Here is a 23,482-nt window from a genome sequence, read left to right as displayed (position 1 = left end):
ACTAGGGGCTGAGAAGGAAATTATACTTAATTGCCAATTTCAAGACTTAGTAGCCGTTGAGGAGTGGATGTAAAATGTTTATTAAACTACAATATACTGCTGTTTGCTGGTTAATATTTGTTGTTTCTCTAACTTTAGTCAATCCAGCATATTCTGAACAACCGTTAGTCAAAAAAACTTTAGTGCGTTCAGGTGAAGTCTTCAAAGAAATTCAAAGATTGAATCAGCTAGAGCTTCCTAAAACTAATGCTTCATATTTATGGAGAGTACCTAGAGAGCAGAACAAACTTCTTGAACTTAGTCAAGCAACTACAAATGTGGTGTTAGTTACGGATGTTCAGGTTAACTCTACTGATAAAGGGATAGAGTTAATTTTAGTCACAGCTAATTCTCTTAAGTTACAAGTTTTACCGAAAACTGAGGATAATTCCTATATTGCAGATATCCCTAATGCTAAGTTGCAACTAAGAAGTGGGGATTTTAGACAATCAAAGCCAGTAGCCGGAATTGCAGAAGTAACAGTTGCAAATTTAGATGCGAACACATTGCGGGTAACGGTGACTGGGGAGATGGGTGCGCCTGCGGTGGAGTTGTTTGATAGTACAAAAGAAGGTTTAGTTTTTGGAGTGACCCCTAGTACTTCTACTGCTCAACAGCCAACAACAACGCCAGAACAAAAACCATCTACAACAGAGCCAGAAAAGCCCATTGAGTTAAATGTGACTGCTCCACCAAATACAGACTATCGGATACCAGATGCAACTACTGCAACGAAAACAGATACACCATTGCGTGATATTCCCGCTTCGGTTCAGGTGATTCCTCAGCAAGTTATCGAAGACCAACAACCGCGTAACTTAATTGGGATACTCAGAAATGCTGGCGTTGTCCAAAATAATTTTTCATCTCGAATTGCAGACACTTTTTCTATTCGAGGTTTTAGAGCCAGAAACGTTTATAGAAACGGTGTCAAAGACCGCTTTGCAGATGGTGCTGCTCTTTCAAGTTCGCTAACAAATATAGATAGAGTAGAAGTTGTTAGAGGGCCAAACTCTGTAATTTATGGTCAAGTCAATCCAGGTGGAATCATTAATATAGTTACTAAAAAGCCTTTGAGTCAGCCTTACTATGCTTTAGAGGTAAGGCGTGGTGGTTATGAACTTTTTGAACCTTCACTTGACCTTTCTAGTCCTCTAACAAAAGATGGCAGTCTGTCGTATCGTTTAAACACTTCTTACAGAACCGCAGAAGACTTTACTGATTTTTATAATGAAAAGCGTTTTTTCGTTTCGCCTGTTGTTAATTGGCGTATAGGGAAAAATACAAATCTAACTTTTGATTCAGAATATGAAGACATACAACAGTCGCTAGGTACTGGTTTGGAGCAGATTGCTAGTGCAACTATACTTCCTAACCCAAATGGCAAAATCCCTATTAACCGTTATTTAGGGGAACCGACTGATTTTTTTAACCGCCAGCTTCATAGATATAATTACAATCTAGAACATCGTTTTAACGATAACTGGTCTATTAGTAATTCATTTCAAGCTGCATTTTTAACCCTTGATTTACGTGAAACAGCTGTTACCAGTTTACTGGAAGCAGACAACCGCACTGTCGAAAGAACACTGACTACTTTTCCAAAGCCAACAGAGTATGAAGATTACACTTTAGATACTCATGTTATTGGTGATTTCAACACTGGTAATATAAAACATAAACTTTTGGCAGGGTTTGACTTATTTAGACAAACCCAAAGTATTAATATACTTAGAGCAGTTGCGGCCCCTCTTGATGTTTTTAACCCAGTGTATGGTCGACCACTAGGTGATACTTTTGGAAGACTTGATCTCTACTTTAGAGATGATGCTTTAGGCTTTTATCTTCAAGACCAAGTGACACTTGCCAATAACCTCAAACTACTTGTGGGTGGACGTTATGACTTAGTAGAGAATGAGTTTGCCAATCGGATTGCATCAACGGCGAGTGTCCAGTCTGATTCTGCCTTTAGTCCAAGGGTAGGCATAGTTTATCAACCCATAGCGCCTGTCTCACTCTACGCCAGCTATAGCCGCTCTTTTGAACAAGTAACGGGTGCAGATAAAAATGATAGCCTTTTTAAACCACAGCTAGGTACTCAGTATGAAGTGGGCGTTAAGACTGATTTATTCGATAACAAACTCTCAGCAACACTTGCTTTATATCAACTGACACTAACTAACATTTTGACTACCGATCCTACCGATCCCAATTTTGAGGTGCAAACAGGAGAACAAAGAAGTCGGGGAGTAGAACTGAGTGTCACCGGAGAAATTCTTCCTGGTTGGAATGTGATTGGCTTCTACGGTTATACAGACGCACGCATTACCAAAGACAATGATCTTCCAGTCGGGAATCGAGTAGAAGGAGTACCACAGCATGTCGCTAGTTTGTGGACAACTTACACCTTTCTTACTGGCTCTCTCAAAGGTTTTGGAGGTGGAATTGGCTTTAACTACGTTGGAGATCAAATGCCAGATAGTTTTGATACATATACGATCCCAAGCTACTTTCTCACTGATGCAGCTCTCTACTATCGGAATAATAACTTTAGCATTGGACTCAACTTGAATAACATATTTAATGTTCGATATTATGAAGCAAGCTTTGACTATCTCCAAAGAATTATTCCTGGTCGTCCGTATACAGCACAGTTGACAGTGAAGTGGGAATTTTAATGAGAACAACTCATTGGTTAGCCAAGTGTTTTGTCCTATGCCTACCCCTTTTAGGATTGCTTGCTGTGGTAGTGTGGCTAAACGGTTGTTTCTTTTTTAATTACCCAAAAGTTAGCCATGACAAGAGTGTTTCTTCTTTAAGTGAAGTTCGAGTAGTTCAGCACTTTATGGGTAAGACAATAGTTCCTGCTCATCCTCAACGAGTTGTTGTGCTTAGTGGTCGTTGTTTAGAAAATGCTTTGGCGTTGGGGATCAAACCTATAGCTGCCTCAAAGTTATTTGTCTCACAATTGCAGCGATTAGTAGGCCCGCTATCAGGTATTGAAGATGTAGATTGGCTCTCTCCTAGTATCGAAAAAGTCTTGTTTCTCAAACCAGACCTAATTCTTGGTATGCATTTTCATCAAGATATTTATCCACTGTTATCACACATTGCGCCTACTGTTTTGGCTCCTCCTGGAACCAGTGGAGCTTGGAAAGAATCTTTTGCTTTCACAGCCCGTGTTCTGGGTAAAACTAAAATAGCCCAACAGGTAATGGATAATTATTATGCACGTTTAAAACAGTTTAAAGCAAAAATGGGCGATCGCCTGAATACAACTTTAGTCTCGGTTACCGAATTGCGTACTGATGCACTTTGGCTGTGGGCGAAGGCAAGTTTTTCAGGAGTTATTCTTAAAGATGCGGGTGTTGCACGTCCTTACTCTCAAACTTTAGATAGTCAAGCAACCCTGAGTCTAGGGGGTGGCCCTGCTGCCTACGCTTTATCAAACGAACTCCTGAGTGAGTTAGACGGGGATATTTTATTTCTAGTATCAGAAGACGTACTGGGCACAAGGGATTTACACCCAATACTTGAGCAACTGAAAGCAGAACCGTTGTGGTCAAAGTTGAAAGTTGTCCAGGAGAAAAAAGTTCATGAGGTGGGGTTTTACTGGGTTCAGTTTGGCCCCCTTGCAGCCAATCGGATGATAGACGATTTGGAGCGATATTTAGTTAAACAGCAATAAACTATTTGAAAGTTTTTTAAGAGGGATTATGTTGAACTTGAGTGCAATTAGTAATGCAACTATGCAGTCAATTCCTTATAAATGGATTGTGTTTGAAAACTTGCTTGACACTTCAGTACAATCTGAACTAGCAAATAGTTTTGCTACTACAAACTATAAAGAATATCATGCTAGAGAGTTTGAGCCAGATGGATACCCGGAATATACATATGATGACTACAGGTTTTTTGCACGCTGCATTCTGGATGAAAGTAAGTACAAAGGTCTACAAGATATCAAGGATCTGAGTTTTAGTTGGCAAAAATTGATTGAAGAACTTCTCACTCCTGATTATCGAGAGGCGATGGAGCATCTGACTAATTTGGATTTGAAAAACCATTCATTAACAATTTATTTAACACGACATGATTTAGGATTCTGGAACCGTCCTCATACAGATATCCCGCGTAAACATGTAACTCAACTTTTCTATTTCAATGAAGGATGGAACCCAGAGTGGGGAGGGTATTTTCAAGTTCTTAAAGATAATCAGACTACATCTGTAGTTAAAGAAGTTCCACCATTGTCTCAATATTCAGTTGCTATTGTCCGTTGCGATCGCTCTTGGCACATGGTTTCCCCCATTTCCTTGAATGCAACTCAACACCGTCTGCATCTAGCGACTACCTTTTGGCTACCAGAATCTTAGGTTCTTTTTTAGCAAACTCTGAGGGGAATTTTCCTCAAATTGAGAGCGTTCTAACTCAAAGCCACCTGCCTTGTCATCCAAAAAGTTTTCCTCAATATCGAATGGCTGGCTGTATTCCCGAAACGTCTGGAGGGTGAGAGTTTTTTCACGCTTTGATGTACCCCAGTTCTCCACTGATAGGATCACGGGTGAATGCAACTCCCACAAGCTCATAAGGATCAGTTTTAGTGACTTTCACTCCTTGAAGTAACACAGTTTCTCAATAGCCCAGATAAAACTGTTTGATTTGACGCGGCGGCTTACCTCCACATCAAACCCATAGGTCATTTTGCCCCGAATACGATAGTGCCAGAAAGCTCAAGCTTGGAACATGAAACTTCAAGTTGGGAAAGTGAAACTTTCAGTAAACACTCACGACAGGCTGTATTCTATGTAATTGGAATCGGCAATAAACGAATTGCTTAACGTCTTCCACCGCCACGATAAGTCACTTCAGTCACTTCAGTGTCTTCTAGCTTTCTTTTAGGTGCAAACACTTCTTGATGTTGTTGTTGCTGAATTTTTTCCTGTGCAAATTTTACACGGGTGCGAACTCCAAGATCGGCATCTGTATCGAGCATTTGCTGGAGTTGATTTGTGATCCGCGATGCTTGATCAGGTGAAGTGACTGCCACTGCAACGGCTAGTGTTTCTAAACTCGTCACTGCGGCATAGCGCACTACCCACTCTGGATCTTGAGAAATTAGTAATAGCGCCTCTAATACCTGAGTCTGAACAGATTCCACTTTTTCAGGTGGTACTTGATGCCAGCGCAAAGTGCCTAATCCCCTGGCAGATGCCCGCCGCACACTTAAGGAAAAATCGTTTTTTGCTGCCTCTAACAAGGTATCCAGCGCCCGAACATCACCAATTCCCGCTAAGGCACGAATTGCCCAGGCTCTAGCGCCGTAGTTGTAGTCATCAATTAGTTCCAATAGTGGCGGTACTGCAACTTCCCCGATCGCAATCAGTCCATCTACCGCCGCCACTGCTGCCCCTGGATTGTTGTAGCCCAAAGCTGCAATTAGTGTGGGAACAGCTTCCTCTATACCAACTGCTGCTAACTCCTGAACTGCGTCTAATAAGCGATCCGAGGAGTCTGCTTCTTTCACAGCCCGGATCAATATTTCGGCAAGATCACTGTTATTCATAATAATTTCTCATGGGTAATTAGTCGTCAGCCAATTGTAGCTTAAGCTATCCGTAGTTGACATCATACATAAACCCCCTAGCCCTGATTTTGCAGTTGGGTTGGGGGTTTATCTGTGGTAAATATTTAGTCGAAACGGATTAATGACAACTGATTATCTTGAATTTATCACTACAACAGCGAGTCCATCAAATTGATGACTTTAATCGCACCTTCTGAGAAAGTGCTTGGTGTTATGTGGTTAACTTGATGTTCTAGTAAGCCTTTAAGAGAAATTAGCTTTAGGCTATTTTCAGCAAGAGTCTGGGCGATCGCATCTGCTGCGGGTAGATATCCAATCGCTCCCAAATCTGCTAACACTGCCCGACGCAATTGTAATTTCTCTCCCGCCAGAGCTTGTACCAACCGTTCTCCATAAACTGCTTCTTGGGTTAATTGATACATGGCTCGTGCGGCAGCATATTGCACCAATTCGATTGGATGCTCTAAGAATGGCTTTATCAAACGAATAAACTCAGTCGCCCTCAAGGTTCCCAAGGCTTCTAAAATAGCGTCGTAGGGTTGAGATAAATTAGGCTGTGATATGAGATGCTCTCCCTGCAAACCTACTTGTAATAGCTTGATTAGGGCGGGAATACAAACCGGATCACCCAGCATTTCTAAGGATTGTGCGGCTGCTTCCCGGACATAAAAATCTGAGCAGTCTAAACACCTAATTAAAGGTAATACTGCCTGGTGATCGCCTAGTTTCCCTAAGGCTCTAGCTGCGTTCCGTCGCAGAGGATATCCGCCTTCTGGTGTCCTGTCGGCTTCATCCTCTAAAGCTTTGATCAGTCCTGTAATCGCAGCTGCTTCACCTATACGAAACCTACCCAACCACCAGGCAGCATAAAATCGCAAGCCTAAATCTGCACTTTCAAGATTAGCGAGCGCTTGCTCTACTGTTAAAGATTCACCGTTGGCAAAGTCACCTGTCGGTGATAAATCTTCAAATTTATGCGGACTGGGATTCATTAGAAGAAGCAGGATTGCTCTGTCCGCTATCTGTTTTAGCCTCAGCGTTCAATGGCTGAATGCTGACTATTTTGCCACCCAAGCGAATAATCCGCTGCATTTCTTGATTCATCCGATTCTCAGGCACTGTGAAAAATACACTGCCACTAGAACGAATCGGATAGTTAGTTTTTTCGCTTTCTTCGCTTTGGCGCAGACCGACTACTTCATACCGAAAGTAGCGACTACTAGTCCTACTAATTTGTCCAAGCATAAAATTAATTCCAAATTATAAATTGTCATTAGTCTTTTGTCTTTAATAATGACTAATGACTAATGACTATTGACAAATGACACTAAAGGGGTTTCACACTGGCTATTTTACCACCTTGTTTTACCACTCTCTGGAAGTAACTAGATAGTTCTTCATATGGTATAACCACCGCTTGATTGACACGGCGTGTGCTCGGATACCCAGATCCAAAAACGCCTGCTACTTCAATGCGGTAGAGTCTGCCTTCTTTTCCAAAAGTTCCCGCACCACCGAAAGTACTGTTGGGGGTAACACCTTTTTCAGAAGCAACGTATGAAAAGCCTGAGGGACCACCGGAGGGAGGAACAACGACGGATGCACTATTGCGACCTAGTTCGCTGGCTAGGCGGGTGTCTTTGCCTTTGAGTTGGGAGGTATCGCTACTGGCATAGCCGCGATAAAGTTGAAATATCCGGGTAAATCCCACAGTTTTTTGTCCTGTTTGGGTTTCAAAGCCGCGATAGTAAGGCACTATATTTTCACCAAAGTTAGATTGATACTCTGGAGAATCAATGTAAGAATCAATGTCGGCTTCATATCCCTTGGTTTGATACAAGTCTAAGTGATAGACGACATCAGACTCATCATAAGGGGCACGACCCAACAAATGTTTGTAGTTCAGTTCGATGACGCGAGTTTGAAAATTGTCGTAGAAAAACTTGGATTTGTACAGTTCTGATTTAGCTACTTGACGCACAAACTCTTGCACTGTATTTTTCCCATCACGCAGGATAGATTCAGCACTTGTGAGGCGGTCAGCTGCCAATATATAGTTGTTGCCCAACACCTGACGATAGACGGCAGCAATTACTTTCTCTATGTCTTCTTTGGTTGCATTTGGACGCAATTCTACAGGAGCCTGATCAGTAAAAGGCTCAGTCCCCAGACGAGACGCTGCTGTTGTAATAGCCATTGGTAATTTTCCTTTTGTAATTAGTAATTGCTAAGGGGAGTAGTGAGTGGAGAATGGGGAGTGGTGAACCTTCCTACTCCCTAATGCCACTTGCTCCACTTGGGTAAACTCCAAGACCGCAGTAGCTCCTCCCCACCCCCTACTCCCCTCTGATTCCCTATTTATACGGCAGTAATGCTAATCACTTTACTGCCCTTGCGATTCAACTGTTGCAATTTACTAGAAAGTTGCTCGTAGGGAACGATCAATTCCGCAGTCCCCCGCCGCACTACAGCTGAGTTCGGGGAAGCTGCTTGTAGCACTCTAATCCGATATGTTTCGCCGCGACCACCTGTAGAGAGGCCTGTTAAGGCTCCGGCGGAGACTGGGTAAATCGGTGAAGCCAGATTCTTAGCCACTTCCCAGGTCAGCCGTCCTTGTTTTTGTCCTTGGGCGCGATCGCTATTGGCATAACCCCGATACAGTTGGAACAGTCGGCTATAGCCAACATTTTTCTGTCCTACTTGACTTTTAAAGCCTCGATAGTAGGGCACAATATTTTCGCCAAAATTCTCTTGATATTCTAATGAGTCAATGTAAGAGTTAATTTCAGCTTCGTAACCTTGTGAGTTGTAAAGCTCAACATGGTAAGAAATCTCTGACTCATCTTCCGGGGCACGCCCCAATAAATGCTTATAATTCAACTCGATAAACCGAATTTGTGAGTTGGAGTGGAAAAACTTATCCCGATAGAGTTCTGATTGAGCAATGGCTAGCACAAATCCCCGCACGGAGATTGTACCTTGCTGCAACAGCGATTCTGCACTCTCTAGACGGTCTCCTTCCAGTATATATGCATTACCCAAAACCTGACGGTAAGCCGCCCGGATAACCACTGCCATATCCTCTTCTGTTCGATCAGGACGTAGTTCTATCAGTGGTGAGTTTTCAAATGCTCCAATCCCTAATCTTGCTGCTTGTCCCAAAGCTGCCATCTTTAAAACCTCCTCAGTTTTAACTGCAAAACTGAAAACTTTTTAGAAAAATTTTTTTCTAGTCTTTTAACAGTCTTTTGAAAATAAAACTGCCCGGAGAGGTAAACAACTCATAGAACTTACTTGTCATAAGAGCTGATTTCCTCTCCGGGCTAAAGAAACACTCTAGCTTAGAGTATTGATTACATAGTCGATGTAGGAATTTGCTTCAACACCTGGATCACCGCTTAGACCGTGGTTAGCTTTGATGTACTTGAGGGCTTCAATGTACCAGCTAGGAGATAGATCAAAAGTCCGGTTGATTTCAGCCAAGCCAGAAATCAAGAAATCATCCAAGGGACCTGTGCCACCAACAACTAAAGCGTATGTGATAATCCGCAAGTAGTAGCCGATATCACGTACACACTTGCCTTTGCCGCGTGAATCAGCCGCGAAGTTGGGGCCTTGTTGTTGAGTGGTGTAAGGGTACTTGTTATACACCGCTTGAGCTGCACCTTCGGTCAAGCGTTGAGCATTGGCGCTCAATGCTTTTGCTGCTTGTAAGCTAGCTGGCGCTTGGCGGAAGCGACCAAAAGCAACTTGAATTTCAGTGCTGCTGAGATAGCGACCTTGAGAATCAGCCGATGCAATTGCTTCAGTGAGAGGTGTTTTTGACATTTTGCTATTTCCCTTTCAGAAACTTTATGGTTGAAATTTTGTTTTGTCACATGGACAATTATTCAGTCAACATCAGCAATGCTTGGCTTAAGCCACAGCAGCAGCAGCACGATCAAAATAGCTAGCTATTTCAGATGACAGAGCGCTGCAATCTCCTCTGGTGATGTTATTTGTATCGTTGACAATGGCCAGGGAAGCTTGTTTCAGCTTCTGAATACCAACAGCAACTGACGCTCCTGGAGTTCCCAATGCCAAGTAGGTTTCCCGCAATCCATTCAGGGCACGATCATCTAGTACGCTTGAATCGCCAGCAAAGATAGCATAGGTGATATAGCGAAGAATGATGTCCAAGTCTCTGATGCAAGCAGCTGCGCGACGGCTGGTGTAAGCATTACCACCAGGACTGATCAATTGGGGTTGTTCTGCCCACAAATCACGAACCGCAGCAGCAACAAGAGCAGACGCATTGCTGGTAATACGGTTAACGGCATCTGTACGCTTGTTACCATCTTTGACTAGTTCGCTCAATGCATCCAATTGTGCATCGGAGAGATATTCCCCACGTGTATCAGCTTGGGTAACTACTTTTGCAAATGCATCTAAAACCATTGCCTTAAATCTCCTAATTTGCTTCGTTAAGAATAGTTGGACTCAAAACTGAATGGTTCAGTTTTTTTTTGATGCCCGCACTGCCTGACGAGTCCCGAAAGGTTCAAAACAGACATCCCAGAAATAAGTTTACGATCTCCAGGCTTTCAGATTAAAACTTTTGTTAAAAAACTTAAAACTTCTGTGAACGACTGGAAAACCTGATTAAGATGTTGTTTTTTACTCCCAAGTTCTCTTTATACAATGCTGCTGCATCATTATTTATTACAAATTATTGTTATGTTTGTGATTTTTTTTTACATAACTTAACACTTTTTTCTCTACCGCAAAAGATGGGATAATTGCGTAGGCGTAGCCCGCCGCAGGCATCGCACGCTTAATTAGTGTAGTATTGGCTACTTCGTAGCTCCTGCCAAACACACTGCCAAGGATATGTGCGATATTTTGCGACTACATTGCATCTATTGCAGGGGTGAGTTCATAGCTGCTTTAAACCATCCAATCGGCAGACTTAGGATTATTACTAGCGCGGCCGAAGCTGTAGATTTGCAATCCAATATAAATAAAGCCTGCTTTGGCGGGTTACAAAGAATAGCTTTAGGGTAAACTACCCACATTTACAGGACTTATGCAAGAAAGCTCATTTCATGAGGATCTCACTTTTTTGCGTTGCTCCCCTCTTCTCATAAGAGAAAAGTAGGGGGAAAATTCTTCCAGGATTACTGAATTGGTGTTCTAAACAACACAAATACTATTAAGTAACTATCAAGTTGCCATAGTATATTTTATCCGACTGGAGGAATATAGAGCAATTAAGTTTTAAGTAATACAAATTTGAATTTTGCCCGAATCGGACTGAAATATGTAGTGCATCTGTGTTGATTTTGTCGCATCGACTCCAGCCCAGTATTTCTGTGAGCTTTCGTCGATTGGAATACAAAGCTGTCTCGCAAGCTCTCAACTGTTAAATTGCCGGATTCATAAACCAAAGAAAAAAGACTTGATCTTGAATGAATTTCCATGATAATCTGCGTTCAATCTTAAAATACGCTTTATCGATAAATTTACCGTAGTTTAAATTTGCCCAGTTTGTTTGTCACTTTGCTTTCCTCATAGTTAATGGAAACGGAAATCACCTCTTATGGTAAAAGACTGGTTTGAATGGCACGACCTTTACAAGAACGAACCAAAATTGCAACAACGCCTGCAAATTGTGCAGGAATACATTTCCCATAGCTTGAACTTGTCCCAACCAGGGTTAATCCGTATAGTTAGTGTTTGCGCGGGTGATGGACGAGATTTGCTAGGAACGTTATCAAATCACCCACGGACAAAAGATATTTATGCCCGACTAGTAGAGCTAAATCCACAACTAGTTGAACGTGGACAAGAAACAATAGAATCGTTGGGTTTGACAAAACAAATTGAGTTTATCAATGGTGATGCAACTATCTCCTCTAACTATGTAGGAGCAGTACCAGCAGATATTGTGATTGTATGTGGTGTATTCGGCAATCTCGCAGATGAATCTGAACTCAATCGCTTGCTGAAAAACCTGAGTTTTCTGAGCAAACAAGGTGCTTTTGTGATTTGGACTCGTGGACACTCTAACGGTATTCCTCACTCTGAGGCTGTCCGTAAATCTTTCCGTGAATATGGATTTGAAGAAGTAAACTTCAAACTCACTGCAACAGGAGACATGGGAGTAGGTATTCATCGTTACCTTGGTGAAAGTTTGGCTGCACCTAAAGAACAACAGTTGTTTGCGTTTACTGGTGTTCCAAGTAAAGCCAGGTAAATTATGCCTTTAAAACTTTGTTCACAAAAAACTTTTATGACCGCTACAGTTAAACCTCAGTATATAAACATCTTTCGCCGTTTCACGCTGCTTTTAGCACCTGGGTTGTTAACCTTGGCAACTTCGTTAACATTAGTTAGTTGCACAGCCGAAGGGCAAAAAGCTCAAACCCCATCTTCTGCTACAAATGTATCTGAAACCAATTCATTTGGAATCAAGACTAAAGTACTTCGCATGGGGTATCAATCAGCAGGCGATTTGATCAGAATAACTAAAGTATTAGAAAAGCGTCTGGAACCTCTGGGAGTAAAGGTGGAGTGGGCACAATTTGTCCAAGGGCCACAACTGATGGAAGCGATGAATGTCGGTAAAATCGATTTGGGTTCCGTTGGGGAAACCCCGCCCATCTTCGCCCAAGCTGCTGGCGCTCAAATCGTTTATGTTGTTGGTTCTCGCCGCACTGAAAAAACGGGCATATCAAGTGTAATCGCTGTCCCACCAAATTCTCCCATTAAGACCGTCAAGGATCTTAAAGGACAAAAAATAGTTTTTCAAAAAGCTTCTGCGTCTCACTATTTCGTTTTCAGAGCTTTGGAAAATGCAGGTTTGAAACCTAGTGATGTTCAAATTTTGAGTATACCCACCGTAGAAGCTAGTAGTGCTTTTATAGAAGGAAAAATTCCCGTTTGGGTGGCTGGCGATCCTTATTTGGCTCTGGCTGAAAAAGCAGGTAAGATTCGAGTGATCAAGACTGCTCAAGGACTTGACACCCCTGGTGCATACTATATTGGTGCGAGGCAGTTTGCCATTGACAATCCTGGAGTGCTGCGGATAGTGATTGAGGAGATTGATAAAATCCAGCGCTGGGCTGAGGCACATCCCCAAGAAACAGCAAACTTAATCGCACCATACCAAAAACTACCCCCCGACATTATGCAAAAGGTAGTTAGCCGCCGCACCTATGGATTGAGAGCTATTTCCCCAAAGTTAATTAAAGACCAACAACGAGTTGCAGATTACTTCTATAAATATGGTGTGATTCCTAAAAAAATCAATATTCAGGAAGCTGTGTTGACACCTGAACAATATGCTGCAATTACTCCACAATCAATTAGCCAAAAATAGTTTGAAGAGGGCAGCAAAAGGTTCAAAACTTTCCAGACATCTAATTAAGAATAAACGGGAAGGCAAAGAGGGGGAACGCGGAGCTTAAAATGACGCCCCGCTTTGCTAACACCAATTCATCGATCGCTACGAACCACCTTATAATACTTCCAAGCAGCGATCGCCCACTCTAAACATGTAGCATTTACTACTTACTAGTTCCTGCCAAACACACTACCAAGGGCACGTGCCATATTTTGCGGTTGCATTGCATCCATTGCCGCAGTGGGTTCGTAACCGCAGTGAACCATACAATCCGCACACTTGGGATTACCACTCTTCTGGCCGTATTGACTCCAATCAGTTTTTGCCAGTAATTCGTTGAAGGTAGAGTAATAACCTTCGTTCAGCAGATAGCAAGGTTTTTGCCAACCGAGAACGCTATAACTAGGGCTACCCCAAGGCGTACATTCGTAGTCCTTCTCACCAGTGAGAAAATCTAAGAACAGCGGATTGTGATTGAAGTTCCAGTTTTTTTCACCAGCTTTGTATGGAGCTAGAATTTCCCGGAAGAGGGCGCGGGTTTGTTCACGGTGGAGAAAATGATCTTGATCTGGTGCCCACTCGTAACTGTAGCCGGGAGAAATCATCATCCCGTCAGTATTTAGTGTTTTCAGAAAGTCGAAGAACTCTTGCATATCTTTAGGTTCAGTTCCCTCAAAGATAGTTGTGTTGGTAGTGACACGAAAACCTTTAGCTTTAGCGGCGCGAATAGCTTTGACAGCAATATCAAAAACACCTTTGCGATCAACGCACTGATCGTGCAACTCCCGCATCCCATCTAAATGCACACTAAAAGTCAGGTAAGGAGAAGGTTGAAACTTATCCAGGCTCTTTTCTAACAACAAACCATTGGTACACAAGTAAATATATTTCTTGCGCTCAATTAATCCTTGGACAATCTGATCAATCTGGGGATGCAGCAAAGGTTCTCCCCCAGGAATTGAGACAACCGGTGCGCCGCACTCTTCCACTGCGGTAAAGCACTGTTCTGGGGTGAGATTTTGCTTTAAAATTTCCTTTGGATGTTGGATTTTACCACAACCAGTACAGGCTAGATTACACCGAAAAAGAGGTTCCAACATCAATACTAAAGGGAAGCGTTTACGTCCTTTCAAACGCTGAGTAACTAGATACTTCCCAATATCCATAGCTTGTTGTAGATTAACTGCCATTGTTCCGATCGCTCCTCTTTTAGATATAAAAACACCATAGGAAAACATAAAACGTTCGTATCGGCGCAAGTCCTTGCGCCCCTGCGTATCGCATCCCCACGTGAATCGCTAGATTTCTCATTTGACGTAACCCTGAGCAACAAACCAATCCACAGCATCCTTGAGGGCTGCATTCAATGAAGATTGGGGTAGACCCAACTCTCGTACAGCCTTTGCGGCATCATAATACATAGGTTGTTTCGCCATCCGAACGCCATCCAATGGCACTGAAGGCAATTTCCCCAAAGGTGCGAGAATCTTTTCATCAACCCAGGCAACACTAAGGGGTAACCAAGCGGGTACTGTTCGTTGAGGTGCGCTTAAACCTGTGATATCGGCGAGTTGTTCTAGCAGTTGCTTTAAGCTGAGGTTTTGGTAACCTAAGATATAGCGATCGCCTGATTTGCCTCGCTCCAAAGCCAGTAAATGCCCCCATGCCACATCCCGCACATCGATAAAATTCAAACCAGTATCCAAGTAAAAGGGCATTTGCCGTCGTAAAAACCGTAAAATTATATCACCCGTCGGGGTAGGTTTGATATCCAACGAGCCAATCGGGCTGCTGGGATTGACAATAACTACCTCCTGACCTGTAGCAACGGCTTGCATAGCTTCAAGTTCCGCCAAAAACTTAGACTTTTTGTAGTCACCCACCAACTTATCTAAGGGACTCTGATGTGTTTCATCGACAACTTGACTAGATGATCCTACCCCAATTGCCGCCACTGAACTCGTGTAAACCGTGCGCTCAATGTTAGCTTTGCGAGCTGCTGCCAACACATTGCGCGTACCCAGGACATTGTGACGATGGAGTAACTCTCGGTCTGATTGCCATAAGGAATAATGGGCTGCCACATGAAATAGGTATTGACAACCTCCCATCTGTTGCCAGAGATTTGGGTCATTCAAATCGCCTTTGACAATTTCCACCTCCAAACCACGGAGATTCTCCAAATTGCTGCTTGAGCGAACCAGCGCTTTGACAGCATATCCTTGTTGCAACAACAACCGTATCAAGTGGGCACCAATAAAGCCCGTACCCCCAGTGACAAAAACCCTTTTGGATTTTGGATTTATCAACTTAGAATTCCCCTGTCTTGTAATTTCGGATACACAAATTTTGCAATAATTAGGTGGAACTTAGTAATGTAAATCTCTCAATCAGACCATTCATACCTGTTCAAAAATCTAAAATCTAAAATCTAAAATTTCTTGCGGGGAAACCAATCATCCAAAATAGTGTAGACTACTGGCACAACAATCAAACTGAGGATAGTTGAAGTTACGAGTCCACCTGCGATCGCTACAGCCATAGGCGATCGCAATTCGGAACCCGCACCAAAACCTAAGGCGATCGGTAGCATCCCTAAAATAGTGGAGGCAGTGGTCATCATAATTGGTCTGAGGCGCACTAGCCCCGTGTTGAGGATCGCCTCGGTGCGGTCTAAGCCAGCACTGCGTAACTGGTTAATGTAATCCACAAGCAAGATAGCATTTTTATTTGCCAGCCCCAGTAAAAAGACGAAACCGATTAGTGAGATCATCCCAAAGTCGCTCTTGGTGATCAGTAGTGCCAACATTGCCCCCACCAGTGCCAAGGGCAAAGAGACACCAATTACCAGAGGGTCTATCCAGCTTTTGAACAGTAAAATTAGTACTACAACAATACACAGGGCAGATAGAGCTAAAGTACTGCCGAAACTGCTAAAAACTTCACCTTGACTAGCAGAATCTCCTCCTAAATTTAAGGAAACATTATAGGGTAACACTGCCTTAGCTTCAGCTACCACTTTGTCAGTAGCATCACCCAAGGATAGATTCTTGCCAAGATTAGCGCTAACATAGGCCACCCGCTGATTATTCAGACGCTCGATCTGAAAAACCGTGCCCTGTGGATTCGTTTCACCTGTAACTGTGACATCGGCAAATCCCGGTATTCTCTGAATTCTCTCTTTAATTGCCTTGACTGCTTTGCTCAGAGCTTGGAGATTATCACCTCGTAATGCTATTTGTAGAGGTTTTTGATCGCCAGAATCGACAAATTGGATATCTTCCACACTGGTAGTTACCCCAGAAAGGACAGGTAAGGAGGAGCGCAATTGGTCTTGTAGTTCCGCAGTTGTGATTGTGCGATTGCCCTTTAACTTTACATATAGTATGCCTTTATTCGGCTCACCTTCACGAGAACCAACAGTAGTAAATACCGTTTCAACTGCCGGTGATTTTATCACTACATCTTCTAATTTCTTAGCAACCTCAAGAGAATCGTTCAAAGGGTTAGGAATTGGCAACTGCGGACTGGGATTTCTCCCCTGCTCCTCCTGCTCCCCTGCCCCTCCGGGGATACTCGGCAAAGGAGCCGTATAAGCAATATTGAATTCGCCGCGATCAAGTTTGGGAATAAACCCTTTGGGAATTAGTGGAATCAGCACTATACCTGCAATGAAGCTGAGGACAGCTAATCCGATAACTATCTTCCGGTGATTCAAAGACCAACTCAGCAAGTTTCTGTAAGATTGAGTAAACGCCACCCAGATTTTTGCTTCCCGACGCGGGGAAAGCGAGGATTTAGGTTTTAGCCAGTAGATAGCCAGAACTGGAGATAAAGTCCGAGCAACTAGCATAGAAGCAAGCATCGCGGCTGAAACAGTGATGCCGAAAGGTTTGAAGAATTGACCGATTACGCCACCCATCAAACCTATAGGTAAAAAAACCGCTACTGCTGTCAAGGTGGCGGCGGTGACTGTTAATCCAATCTCATTTGTAGCTAAAAGTGCTGCTTGGCGAGGAGTTTCCCCATCTTCAACGTGTCGCATGATGTTTTCCACATCCACGATCGCATCATCAACAATACTACCGATCACCAAAGCTAAAGCTAACAGCGTAATCGTTTCTAAGTTGAAACCAAAAATTGCCATGACAATAAACGTCGCCAAAATAGACGTAGGAATTGCCAAGGCAGAAATCAGGGTGGCTCGCCAATTCCACAAAAAAGGAAAAATTACCACGATAGACAATAAGACTGCTTCCAGCAAAGCATCGATTGTTGACTGGGTGGCTTGGCGGATATATTCTGCTTGGGTAGCAGCTAAAGTGAGTTTGACATCATTCAGGCTAGATCGCAGCCTTTGGACTTCTTTCTCAACCTGACTCACTACTTCTAAGGTGTTAGCACTCCCACGTTTGATCACCTGAAATGCCAAAGCATCTTGTCCGTTAAACCTGACTAATGTCGCCCCTGCTTGGGGGGGAGCCGCGGCACTTGCATTCGCTGGAGCTAGGGGAGTTGCGGTAGCAGCGCCCAGTAGTGTAACTTTCAGGACTCCTGGTAGTTTAGCGATCGCACTTACAATGTCGTCTTTCGCCAACTTTGTCAAATCTGTGAGATTCCTTGAGGGACTCTCAATGGCATAGCTAATCGCGGCTGACTCATTTAGATTCAAAGGAATAATTTTGAAAGTTGCTCCTTGAGGCAAAGTTAACTGTTTGAGGGCAGTTTCAACCTTTTTGGTCGATGTTTCTAAATTCGTACCAACGGCAAAAGAAAGGCTAACAGCAGTTTGACTAGGATAAGTGGATGAGCGGATATTCTCCAGTCCTTTTAGGGAGAAGAGGTGTTCTTCCAGGGGTTTGGTGAGTTTCACCTCTGTATCCACGGCAGTTGTCAGGGGGGCTGTAGCATTCACAACTACTACTGGAAAGGTAATATCTGGAAACAAAGCATACTTGAGAGAACTGAAAGCCAGAACACCAGCTACCGTTACCCCAATCCAAAAACTCACCGTCAGCCACGAAAATTGAATCGCCAATTTGGAAATATTAAAGAGTTCTCGTGCGGATTTTGAGCGATCAAACTTTACCATCTTGGGAAATTATCGTGGGGATGACACAATTATTTAGTCATGCTACAGTAATCACCTTCAGTTTGCGAGTTTTGGTCTCCACGAAACGGCAATATTACTTATTGTTACTCAAGATATGGCAAAATTTTTAATCCAGAATGAAACTTGGTTCTGTTGAACATAAGGTGGGTAAAAATTTTGGTCAAAAAATCTCTTATCTCTGTGTATTTTGTAAACTTATAGTAGAATAAACTACTTAAAACCACAGAGGCGCAGAGGACGCAGAGAACAAAGCAAAGATTTTACAAGTCACCTTGAAAGGGCTAACTGCCCAGACTTGGCAGGGTTGCTCTTTGCACCCTTGAGTTAATGTCCAGACGCAAACTTCAAAATATTCAGAGGGCTAGTGCCTAATTTTTTGCCTATTGACACAATTTTGGTGGTTCAGGGAGCAGAATATAAAGCTGTGTGTCGCGGATTAAGCGGCATTACTGGCTCGCTCCCAACTGTAATAGCCATACCTCTTGGGATGAAGCCTTTACTCAAATATCTGCAACAATCTCAAGGAAATGGAGAATTTCTGGCTCCAAAATCCAGGGTGCTGATTATGGGTATATGTGGCAGCTTGAGCGATCGCTACACAGTTGGTGATATTGTCCTCTATCAAGATTGTGTTTACTCTGGGAAGCGGCAAGAATGCGATCGCACTTTCACAGCACAATTGCATTCTTTACTATCAGAAAAAGTATCATTAGTCAAGTCACTGACAAGCGATCGTGTGATTTGCTCTGCTGCGGAAAAACGCCATTTGGGTGAGACTTTGGCGGCTGATGTTGTTGATATGGAAGGATTTACCGCCCTAGAGTTTTTCAATGCAGCTGGGGTGGACGTGGCAATGCTGCGAGTAGTTAGCGACAATTGTCAGCACGATATCCCCGATCTTACATCAGCAATTAACTCTGATGGTTCCTTAAACCCTTTTCCTTTAGCGATGGGAATGCTTCGACAACCCCTTACTGCTACTCGACTGATTCGAGGTTCATTAAAATCATTAAAGGTGTTAGAGCAAGTTACAAATCGGCTCTTTTCTGGCTAGAGCCTGAAATAATCTAAAAATAATGTCCTGCCTGTATTTATACGCAAAATAGTGAAAATTTTAGCAGCGATCGCCTACAAATTGTAACTTCAAACAGCGATAGCTCCCTCTTCTTTCTTCCTTGGCGCTCTTGGCGTCCTTCTCTACGAGACGCTGCGCGATCGCGGTTCGATTCTGATGCTAATTGACAACGTGCAATTAACCCCTCATATCCAAAATACATTGAAAAATAGAGCGATCGCATAGCCATTTTGAGTACAAAACTCGAAATTTGAGGTTCAGAGGCTCAAGTGGTGATGTCTACGATGGTCACTGAGCTTGTCGTTCGCGCAGCGTCTCGTAGAGAAGTGCGGGCTATTCGGCGTCGCAGTATTCTTGTTCTCTGATATCATGAGTTTAATAGGCGGTTATAAACCGCATTTATATAGGTAAAACCCACGGAGGCAGGTTTGAATACCTTAAATTTTTAGTTAGTCCGCGCAGGCGGACAATAGTTTGTCTAGCCGCGAATTCCATTGTCCTGACGACTTCTTTTTTCCCTTGTTGGGCTTACCATTAGAGACACTAAAGTTTTAACTGAACCCGTAATCACCACAATCACACAGGCAATTCCCCCAATCAACAATGAAGTTAAAATTGCTGCTGCGAAGATGATTTCAGTAGAACTGTATACATCTTGCATTTAAGTAGATGGATTCTCTACCGATATTGGTGAAGTGAAGATTAATTGCGAAGTTTAGGTGGTTTGATTGGAGTTGACTGGAGTTGTTAAGGCAGTTTTCACGGCTCGAACCCCTTCTAAATTCTTTCTATGGAAATGGTATTTCTGCCAGAAGAAGAGGAGATTCCCTCGAAATAGGTAGAAATTAAGTAGAATCGAGAAGAAATCTCAGAAGCTGTCTATGCAATGGGTTGATTTTCTAGCCAATGAAGCTGCTACTCATAACTTATCCCTAGAGCAAACGGCAGCTTTTGTAGAGCGTTTGAAGAATGAAAACTTAGGTAAGAGTCAGGTGAAACTAGCCACCGAATTGAATATCGGTGTTAGTGTTTTCAAAAAGCTGATGACTAAGGTGTATGACAAGTTTGCCCAGAGTTGTCCTGAGTTAGCGACTTCTAAGAGTCGAGGCAAACTAGAAAAGTTACGCGCTTGCTTGAGAGCAAAATATAATGACGGGCAAGACTTCGGCGTGAGCGCTACAACTCTTGGAGAGGCTGCGCCAACGGCAACGGCTTCATCAAGCGTACCCCTACGGGGAAGCAAGCTTGGCGTAGCGTCTCGTAAAGAAGTCGAGATGCTCAGTACAAGTCAGTCGAACGCTGCCCACACGACAATTAAGGAAATTCATCAAAATATTCCCCCTGCTGTCCCATTTGAAAAATTTGTGGGACGTGAGGTGGAACTAGAAAACTTGCACTCCTCATTACAAACATCTGGGCAAGTTGCGATTGTAGCTGGGATGAGTATGAGTGGTGTGGGGAAAACTGAACTGGCTACCCAATACGCCAAACAACATTTACAGAATTATCAAGGTGGGGTTTGCTGGTTATCAGCACAGGGAATTGATGTCGGAATTCAGATTCTCAGATTTGCCCAATTAAAATTTAACCTCATTGCACCGGACGACTGGGAATTAGCAGATAGGCTGAAATACTGCTGGGAGAATTGGCAACAAGGTGAAGTGCTGCTGGTATTTGATGATGTCACCCACTACAAAAAACAAGTTCAGCGTTATCTACCCTTGGAATCACCTCGGTTTAAAGTATTGCTGACAATGCGCCTGGGGTTTGACAGAACTTTACTGCAATTACGTCTGGATGTCCTCAAACCATTGGCGGCGATGAAATTATTAAAGTCGCTAATTGGCAGAGAACGACTTAAAAGTGAGCCTTGGGTTGCAAGAAGAATTTGTAAATTCTTGGGATATTTGCCTTTGACGTTAGGGTTAGTGGGGCGATATCTGGATACAATGCCAGATTTGTCTCTGGAAACACTGCACAAGCGGCTAGAAAAAAACCGACTGGAACACGAAGCAGTAGCCAAGGCTAACCCATTGATGCATTATGAATACGGCGTGGCTGAAGCTTTTGCATTAAGTTGGAAACAATTGGATAAGAATGCACAAAGCTTAGGCTGTTGGCTGAGTTTGTATGCCTTGGCTGACATTCCCTTATCTGTTGAGACGATAGAAGATGACGAAGAACAAGAATTCTGGGAGAAAGCTATAGCCCAGTTGCGGAAACTGGATTTAATAGAATGCCAGGCTAAAGGAATTTATCGTCTACATCCACTGATTCGGCAATTTTTCCAAATGAAGTTGGATGAGTCAAGTGAAGCAGATGAGGTGAAAACTGCTTTTGTCGCGCTGATGGTAGAGGTAGCAAAGCAAATTCCTCAACGGCCTAACCGTGAAGAGATTCTCAATCTCACTTCTGCTATCCCCCACCTTGCAGAAATTGCAACCCATCTATCCCAGTATCTCAGTGACGAGGATTTAATTGGGCCTTTCACAGGTTTAGGCTGGTTTTATCAAAGTCAAAAACTTTATCAGCAAGCAGAACTTTGGTACAAACTATCTATTGAGGTAGCTGAAAATCGTCTTGGTTTAGAACATCCTGATGTCGCCACTAGCCTGAACAATCTCGCAGAACTCTACCGTTTTACAGGATGGTATAGCGAAGCCGAACCTCTGTATCAGCAAGCTTTGTCACTGAGAAAACGCTTATTGGGAGAAGCACATCCCGATGTTGCTACTAGCCTGAACAATCTGGCAGGACTCTACAAATCTACAAGACGCTACAGTGAAGCCAAACCTTTGTTTGAGGAAGCTTTGGCACTGAGCAAACGCTTACTGGGAGACAACCATCCCGATGTCGTCACTAGCCTGAACAATCTCGCAGCACTGTATCATTCCATAGGACGCTATAGCGAAGCCGAACCCCTGTATCAGCAAGCTTTGTCACTCCAGAAACGCTTACTGGGAGACAACCATCCCGATATCGCGGCTAGCCTGAACAATCTCGGAATCCTCTACGAATCTACAGGACAGTACAGCAAAGCCCAACCCCTATATCAGCAAGCTTTGTCACTGAGAAGACGCTTACTGGGAGAAGCACATCCCGATGTTGCGGCTAGCCTGAACAATCTCGCAGAACTCTACCGTTTTACAGAACGTTACAGCGAAGCCGAACCCTTATATCAGCAAGCTTTAGAATTGAGAAAACGCTTACTGGGAGAAGCACATCCCGATGTCGCCCAAAGCCTGAACAATCTTGCAGAACTCTACCGTTTTACAGAACGCTACAGCGAAGCCGAACCTCTGTATCAGCAAGCTTTAGAATTGAGAAAACGCTTACTGGGAGAAGCACATCCCGATGTCGCTACTAGCCTGAACAATCTCGCATTACTCTACGGTTCTACAGAACGTTACAGTGAAGCCGAACCCCTATATCAGCAAGCTTTAGAATTGAGAAAACGCTTACTGGGAAACAATCATCACCATGTCGCCAATAGCCTGAACAATCTCGCATTACTCTACAAATTTACAGGACGCTACAGAGAAGCTAAACCCTTGTTTGAGCAAGCTTTGACAATTTCTGAACATACTTTAGGTGTAGGTCATCCTAATACAATGACGATAAGAGGAAATTATGCAATCATTTTAAGAGAAACATCTCGCTAACAATTGCCTCCCTTCGCTACGCGATGTCTACGACGGGCTATTTGGCGTCGCACCTTTCTAGCCAAATTACATCATAACCCTTCACTTGTGGAAATCTTTGCCCAACTGCAAGCAATAATTGATGCGATACAACAGTTGTAGTTTAAATTTTAGCAGCGTAGAAGCGCAGTGGCTTGCCGTTAGGCATCATACTCTACATAGCCAATAGTAAAAGTCAATAATACTGCGTAAGCGTAGCCTGTCGTAGACATTGCCTAGCCATTTTGAGTACAAAACTCGAAATTTGAGGTTCAAAGGCTTAATCGTTAACCTCAAAGGCTTAATCCTCAACCTCAAAGGCTTAATCCTCAACCTCAAAGGCTTAATCGTTAACCTCAAAGGCTTAATCCTCAGCCTCAAAGGCTTAATCCTCAACCTCAAAGGCTTAATCCTCAACCTCAAAGGCTTAATCCTTAACTTCAAAGGCTTAATCGTTAACCTCAAAGGCTTAATCCTCAACCTCAAAGGCTTAATCCTCAACCTCAAAGGCTTAATCCTCAGCCTCAAAGGCTTAACTGGCAATGCCTAACTGCAAGCCACTGCTTTTAAATGTTCCCATGCAAATCGGATTTTTACTCCCAAG

General features: G+C 43.2%; 20 protein-coding genes. 8 read left to right on the top strand and 12 right to left on the bottom strand.

Annotated features, from left to right (window positions below; all coding sequences use genetic code 11):
- Positions 1–74: 74 nt before the first annotated feature.
- From V7K40_RS01270 to V7K40_RS01260, 3 genes are read left to right on the top strand one after another with little or no spacing between them, the layout of a single operon-like run.
- Complete coding sequence (locus tag V7K40_RS01270; RefSeq protein ID WP_334956008.1) at positions 75–2,717, top strand: TonB-dependent siderophore receptor; 2,643 nt, start codon at positions 75–77, stop codon at positions 2,715–2,717.
- Positions 2,717–3,727 (top strand): iron-siderophore ABC transporter substrate-binding protein, encoded by a 1,011-nt coding sequence (locus V7K40_RS01265; RefSeq protein WP_334956007.1) that lies wholly within the window; start codon positions 2,717–2,719, stop codon positions 3,725–3,727. The genes V7K40_RS01270 and V7K40_RS01265 overlap by 1 nt, the downstream gene beginning before the upstream one ends.
- Before the next feature lie 28 nt (positions 3,728–3,755).
- Entirely contained in the window at positions 3,756–4,415 is a 660-nt protein-coding gene (locus V7K40_RS01260) for a 2OG-Fe(II) oxygenase (RefSeq protein WP_334956006.1), read from the top strand.
- Here the strand turns inward: V7K40_RS01260 and V7K40_RS01255 are convergent.
- The 8 genes from V7K40_RS01255 to V7K40_RS01220 all read right to left on the bottom strand — a co-directional run bounded on the left by V7K40_RS01255 (position 4,401) and on the right by V7K40_RS01220 (position 10,063).
- Positions 4,401–4,628 carry a hypothetical protein gene (locus V7K40_RS01255; protein ID WP_334956005.1) on the bottom strand — a complete coding sequence of 76 codons (228 nt, stop codon included), beginning with the start codon at positions 4,626–4,628 and terminating at the stop codon, positions 4,401–4,403. The two genes, V7K40_RS01260 and V7K40_RS01255, sit on opposite strands and share 15 nt — an antisense overlap.
- 248 nt (positions 4,629–4,876) lie before the next feature.
- A complete protein-coding gene (locus V7K40_RS01250) occupies positions 4,877–5,605 on the bottom strand; it encodes a HEAT repeat domain-containing protein (protein WP_334956004.1) in 729 nt (242 codons plus the stop codon).
- Positions 5,606–5,775: 170 nt separating this feature from the next.
- Complete coding sequence (locus tag V7K40_RS01245; protein ID WP_334956003.1) at positions 5,776–6,618, bottom strand: HEAT repeat domain-containing protein; 843 nt, start codon at positions 6,616–6,618, stop codon at positions 5,776–5,778.
- Positions 6,599–6,871 (bottom strand): phycobilisome linker polypeptide, encoded by a 273-nt coding sequence (locus tag V7K40_RS01240; RefSeq protein WP_334956002.1) that lies wholly within the window; start codon positions 6,869–6,871, stop codon positions 6,599–6,601. The genes V7K40_RS01245 and V7K40_RS01240 overlap by 20 nt, the downstream gene beginning before the upstream one ends.
- An 82-nt stretch (positions 6,872–6,953) precedes the next feature.
- On the bottom strand, positions 6,954–7,823 hold the full coding sequence (locus tag V7K40_RS01235) for a phycobilisome linker polypeptide (RefSeq protein ID WP_334956001.1): 870 nt from the start codon (positions 7,821–7,823) through the stop codon (positions 6,954–6,956).
- A 161-nt stretch (positions 7,824–7,984) separates the two neighbouring features.
- On the bottom strand, positions 7,985–8,797 hold the full coding sequence (locus V7K40_RS01230) for a phycobilisome linker polypeptide (RefSeq protein ID WP_334956000.1): 813 nt from the start codon (positions 8,795–8,797) through the stop codon (positions 7,985–7,987).
- 165 nt (positions 8,798–8,962) lie between these two features.
- Positions 8,963–9,454 carry a phycocyanin subunit alpha gene (gene cpcA, locus V7K40_RS01225; RefSeq protein WP_334955999.1) on the bottom strand — a complete coding sequence of 164 codons (492 nt, stop codon included), beginning with the start codon at positions 9,452–9,454 and terminating at the stop codon, positions 8,963–8,965.
- A gap of 87 nt (positions 9,455–9,541) precedes the next feature.
- A complete protein-coding gene (locus tag V7K40_RS01220; protein WP_334955998.1) occupies positions 9,542–10,063 on the bottom strand; it encodes a phycocyanin subunit beta in 522 nt (173 codons plus the stop codon).
- Between the two features lie 1,141 nt (positions 10,064–11,204).
- Between V7K40_RS01220 and V7K40_RS01215 the strand changes: the two genes are divergently transcribed.
- Both V7K40_RS01215 and V7K40_RS01210 read left to right on the top strand, forming a co-directional pair.
- Positions 11,205–11,861: a class I SAM-dependent methyltransferase family protein gene (locus V7K40_RS01215; protein WP_334955997.1), complete on the top strand. Its 657-nt coding sequence runs from the start codon at positions 11,205–11,207 to the stop codon at positions 11,859–11,861.
- A 36-nt stretch (positions 11,862–11,897) separates the two neighbouring features.
- Positions 11,898–12,986 carry an aliphatic sulfonate ABC transporter substrate-binding protein gene (locus tag V7K40_RS01210; RefSeq protein ID WP_334955996.1) on the top strand — a complete coding sequence of 363 codons (1,089 nt, stop codon included), beginning with the start codon at positions 11,898–11,900 and terminating at the stop codon, positions 12,984–12,986.
- Positions 12,987–13,180: 194 nt separating this feature from the next.
- Here the strand turns inward: V7K40_RS01210 and hpnH are convergent, their stop codons facing one another.
- From hpnH to V7K40_RS01195, 3 genes are all read right to left on the bottom strand, one after another.
- A complete protein-coding gene (gene hpnH, locus V7K40_RS01205; RefSeq protein ID WP_334955995.1) occupies positions 13,181–14,200 on the bottom strand; it encodes an adenosyl-hopene transferase HpnH in 1,020 nt (339 codons plus the stop codon).
- Between the two features lie 117 nt (positions 14,201–14,317).
- A complete protein-coding gene (hpnA, locus tag V7K40_RS01200; protein ID WP_334955994.1) occupies positions 14,318–15,319 on the bottom strand; it encodes a hopanoid-associated sugar epimerase in 1,002 nt (333 codons plus the stop codon).
- 122 nt (positions 15,320–15,441) lie between these two features.
- Entirely contained in the window at positions 15,442–18,102 is a 2,661-nt protein-coding gene (locus V7K40_RS01195) for an efflux RND transporter permease subunit (RefSeq protein WP_334955993.1), read from the bottom strand.
- A gap of 385 nt (positions 18,103–18,487) precedes the next feature.
- Between V7K40_RS01195 and V7K40_RS01190 the strand changes: the two genes are divergently transcribed.
- The gene (locus V7K40_RS01190; RefSeq protein WP_334955992.1) at positions 18,488–19,177 is read left to right on the top strand and encodes a phosphorylase; all 690 of its coding nucleotides are present in this window, start codon (positions 18,488–18,490) and stop codon (positions 19,175–19,177) included.
- A 499-nt stretch (positions 19,178–19,676) separates the two neighbouring features.
- Here the strand turns inward: V7K40_RS01190 and V7K40_RS01185 are convergent, their stop codons facing one another.
- Positions 19,677–19,859: a hypothetical protein gene (locus V7K40_RS01185; RefSeq protein ID WP_334955991.1), complete on the bottom strand. Its 183-nt coding sequence runs from the start codon at positions 19,857–19,859 to the stop codon at positions 19,677–19,679.
- A gap of 220 nt (positions 19,860–20,079) precedes the next feature.
- Here V7K40_RS01185 and V7K40_RS01180 point away from each other — a divergent pair, with 220 nt between their 5' ends.
- Positions 20,080–22,860: a tetratricopeptide repeat protein gene (locus V7K40_RS01180; RefSeq protein ID WP_334955990.1), complete on the top strand. Its 2,781-nt coding sequence runs from the start codon at positions 20,080–20,082 to the stop codon at positions 22,858–22,860.
- A 250-nt stretch (positions 22,861–23,110) separates the two neighbouring features.
- Complete coding sequence (locus tag V7K40_RS01175; RefSeq protein WP_334955989.1) at positions 23,111–23,428, top strand: hypothetical protein; 318 nt, start codon at positions 23,111–23,113, stop codon at positions 23,426–23,428.
- Positions 23,429–23,482: the final 54 nt, after the last annotated feature.

It is taken from the genome of Nostoc sp., assembly GCF_036917195.1.
In the GTDB taxonomy this organism is placed as follows: Bacteria; Cyanobacteriota; Cyanobacteriia; order Cyanobacteriales; family Nostocaceae; genus Nostoc.
This window is presented reverse-complemented; position numbering and strand designations above follow the sequence as displayed.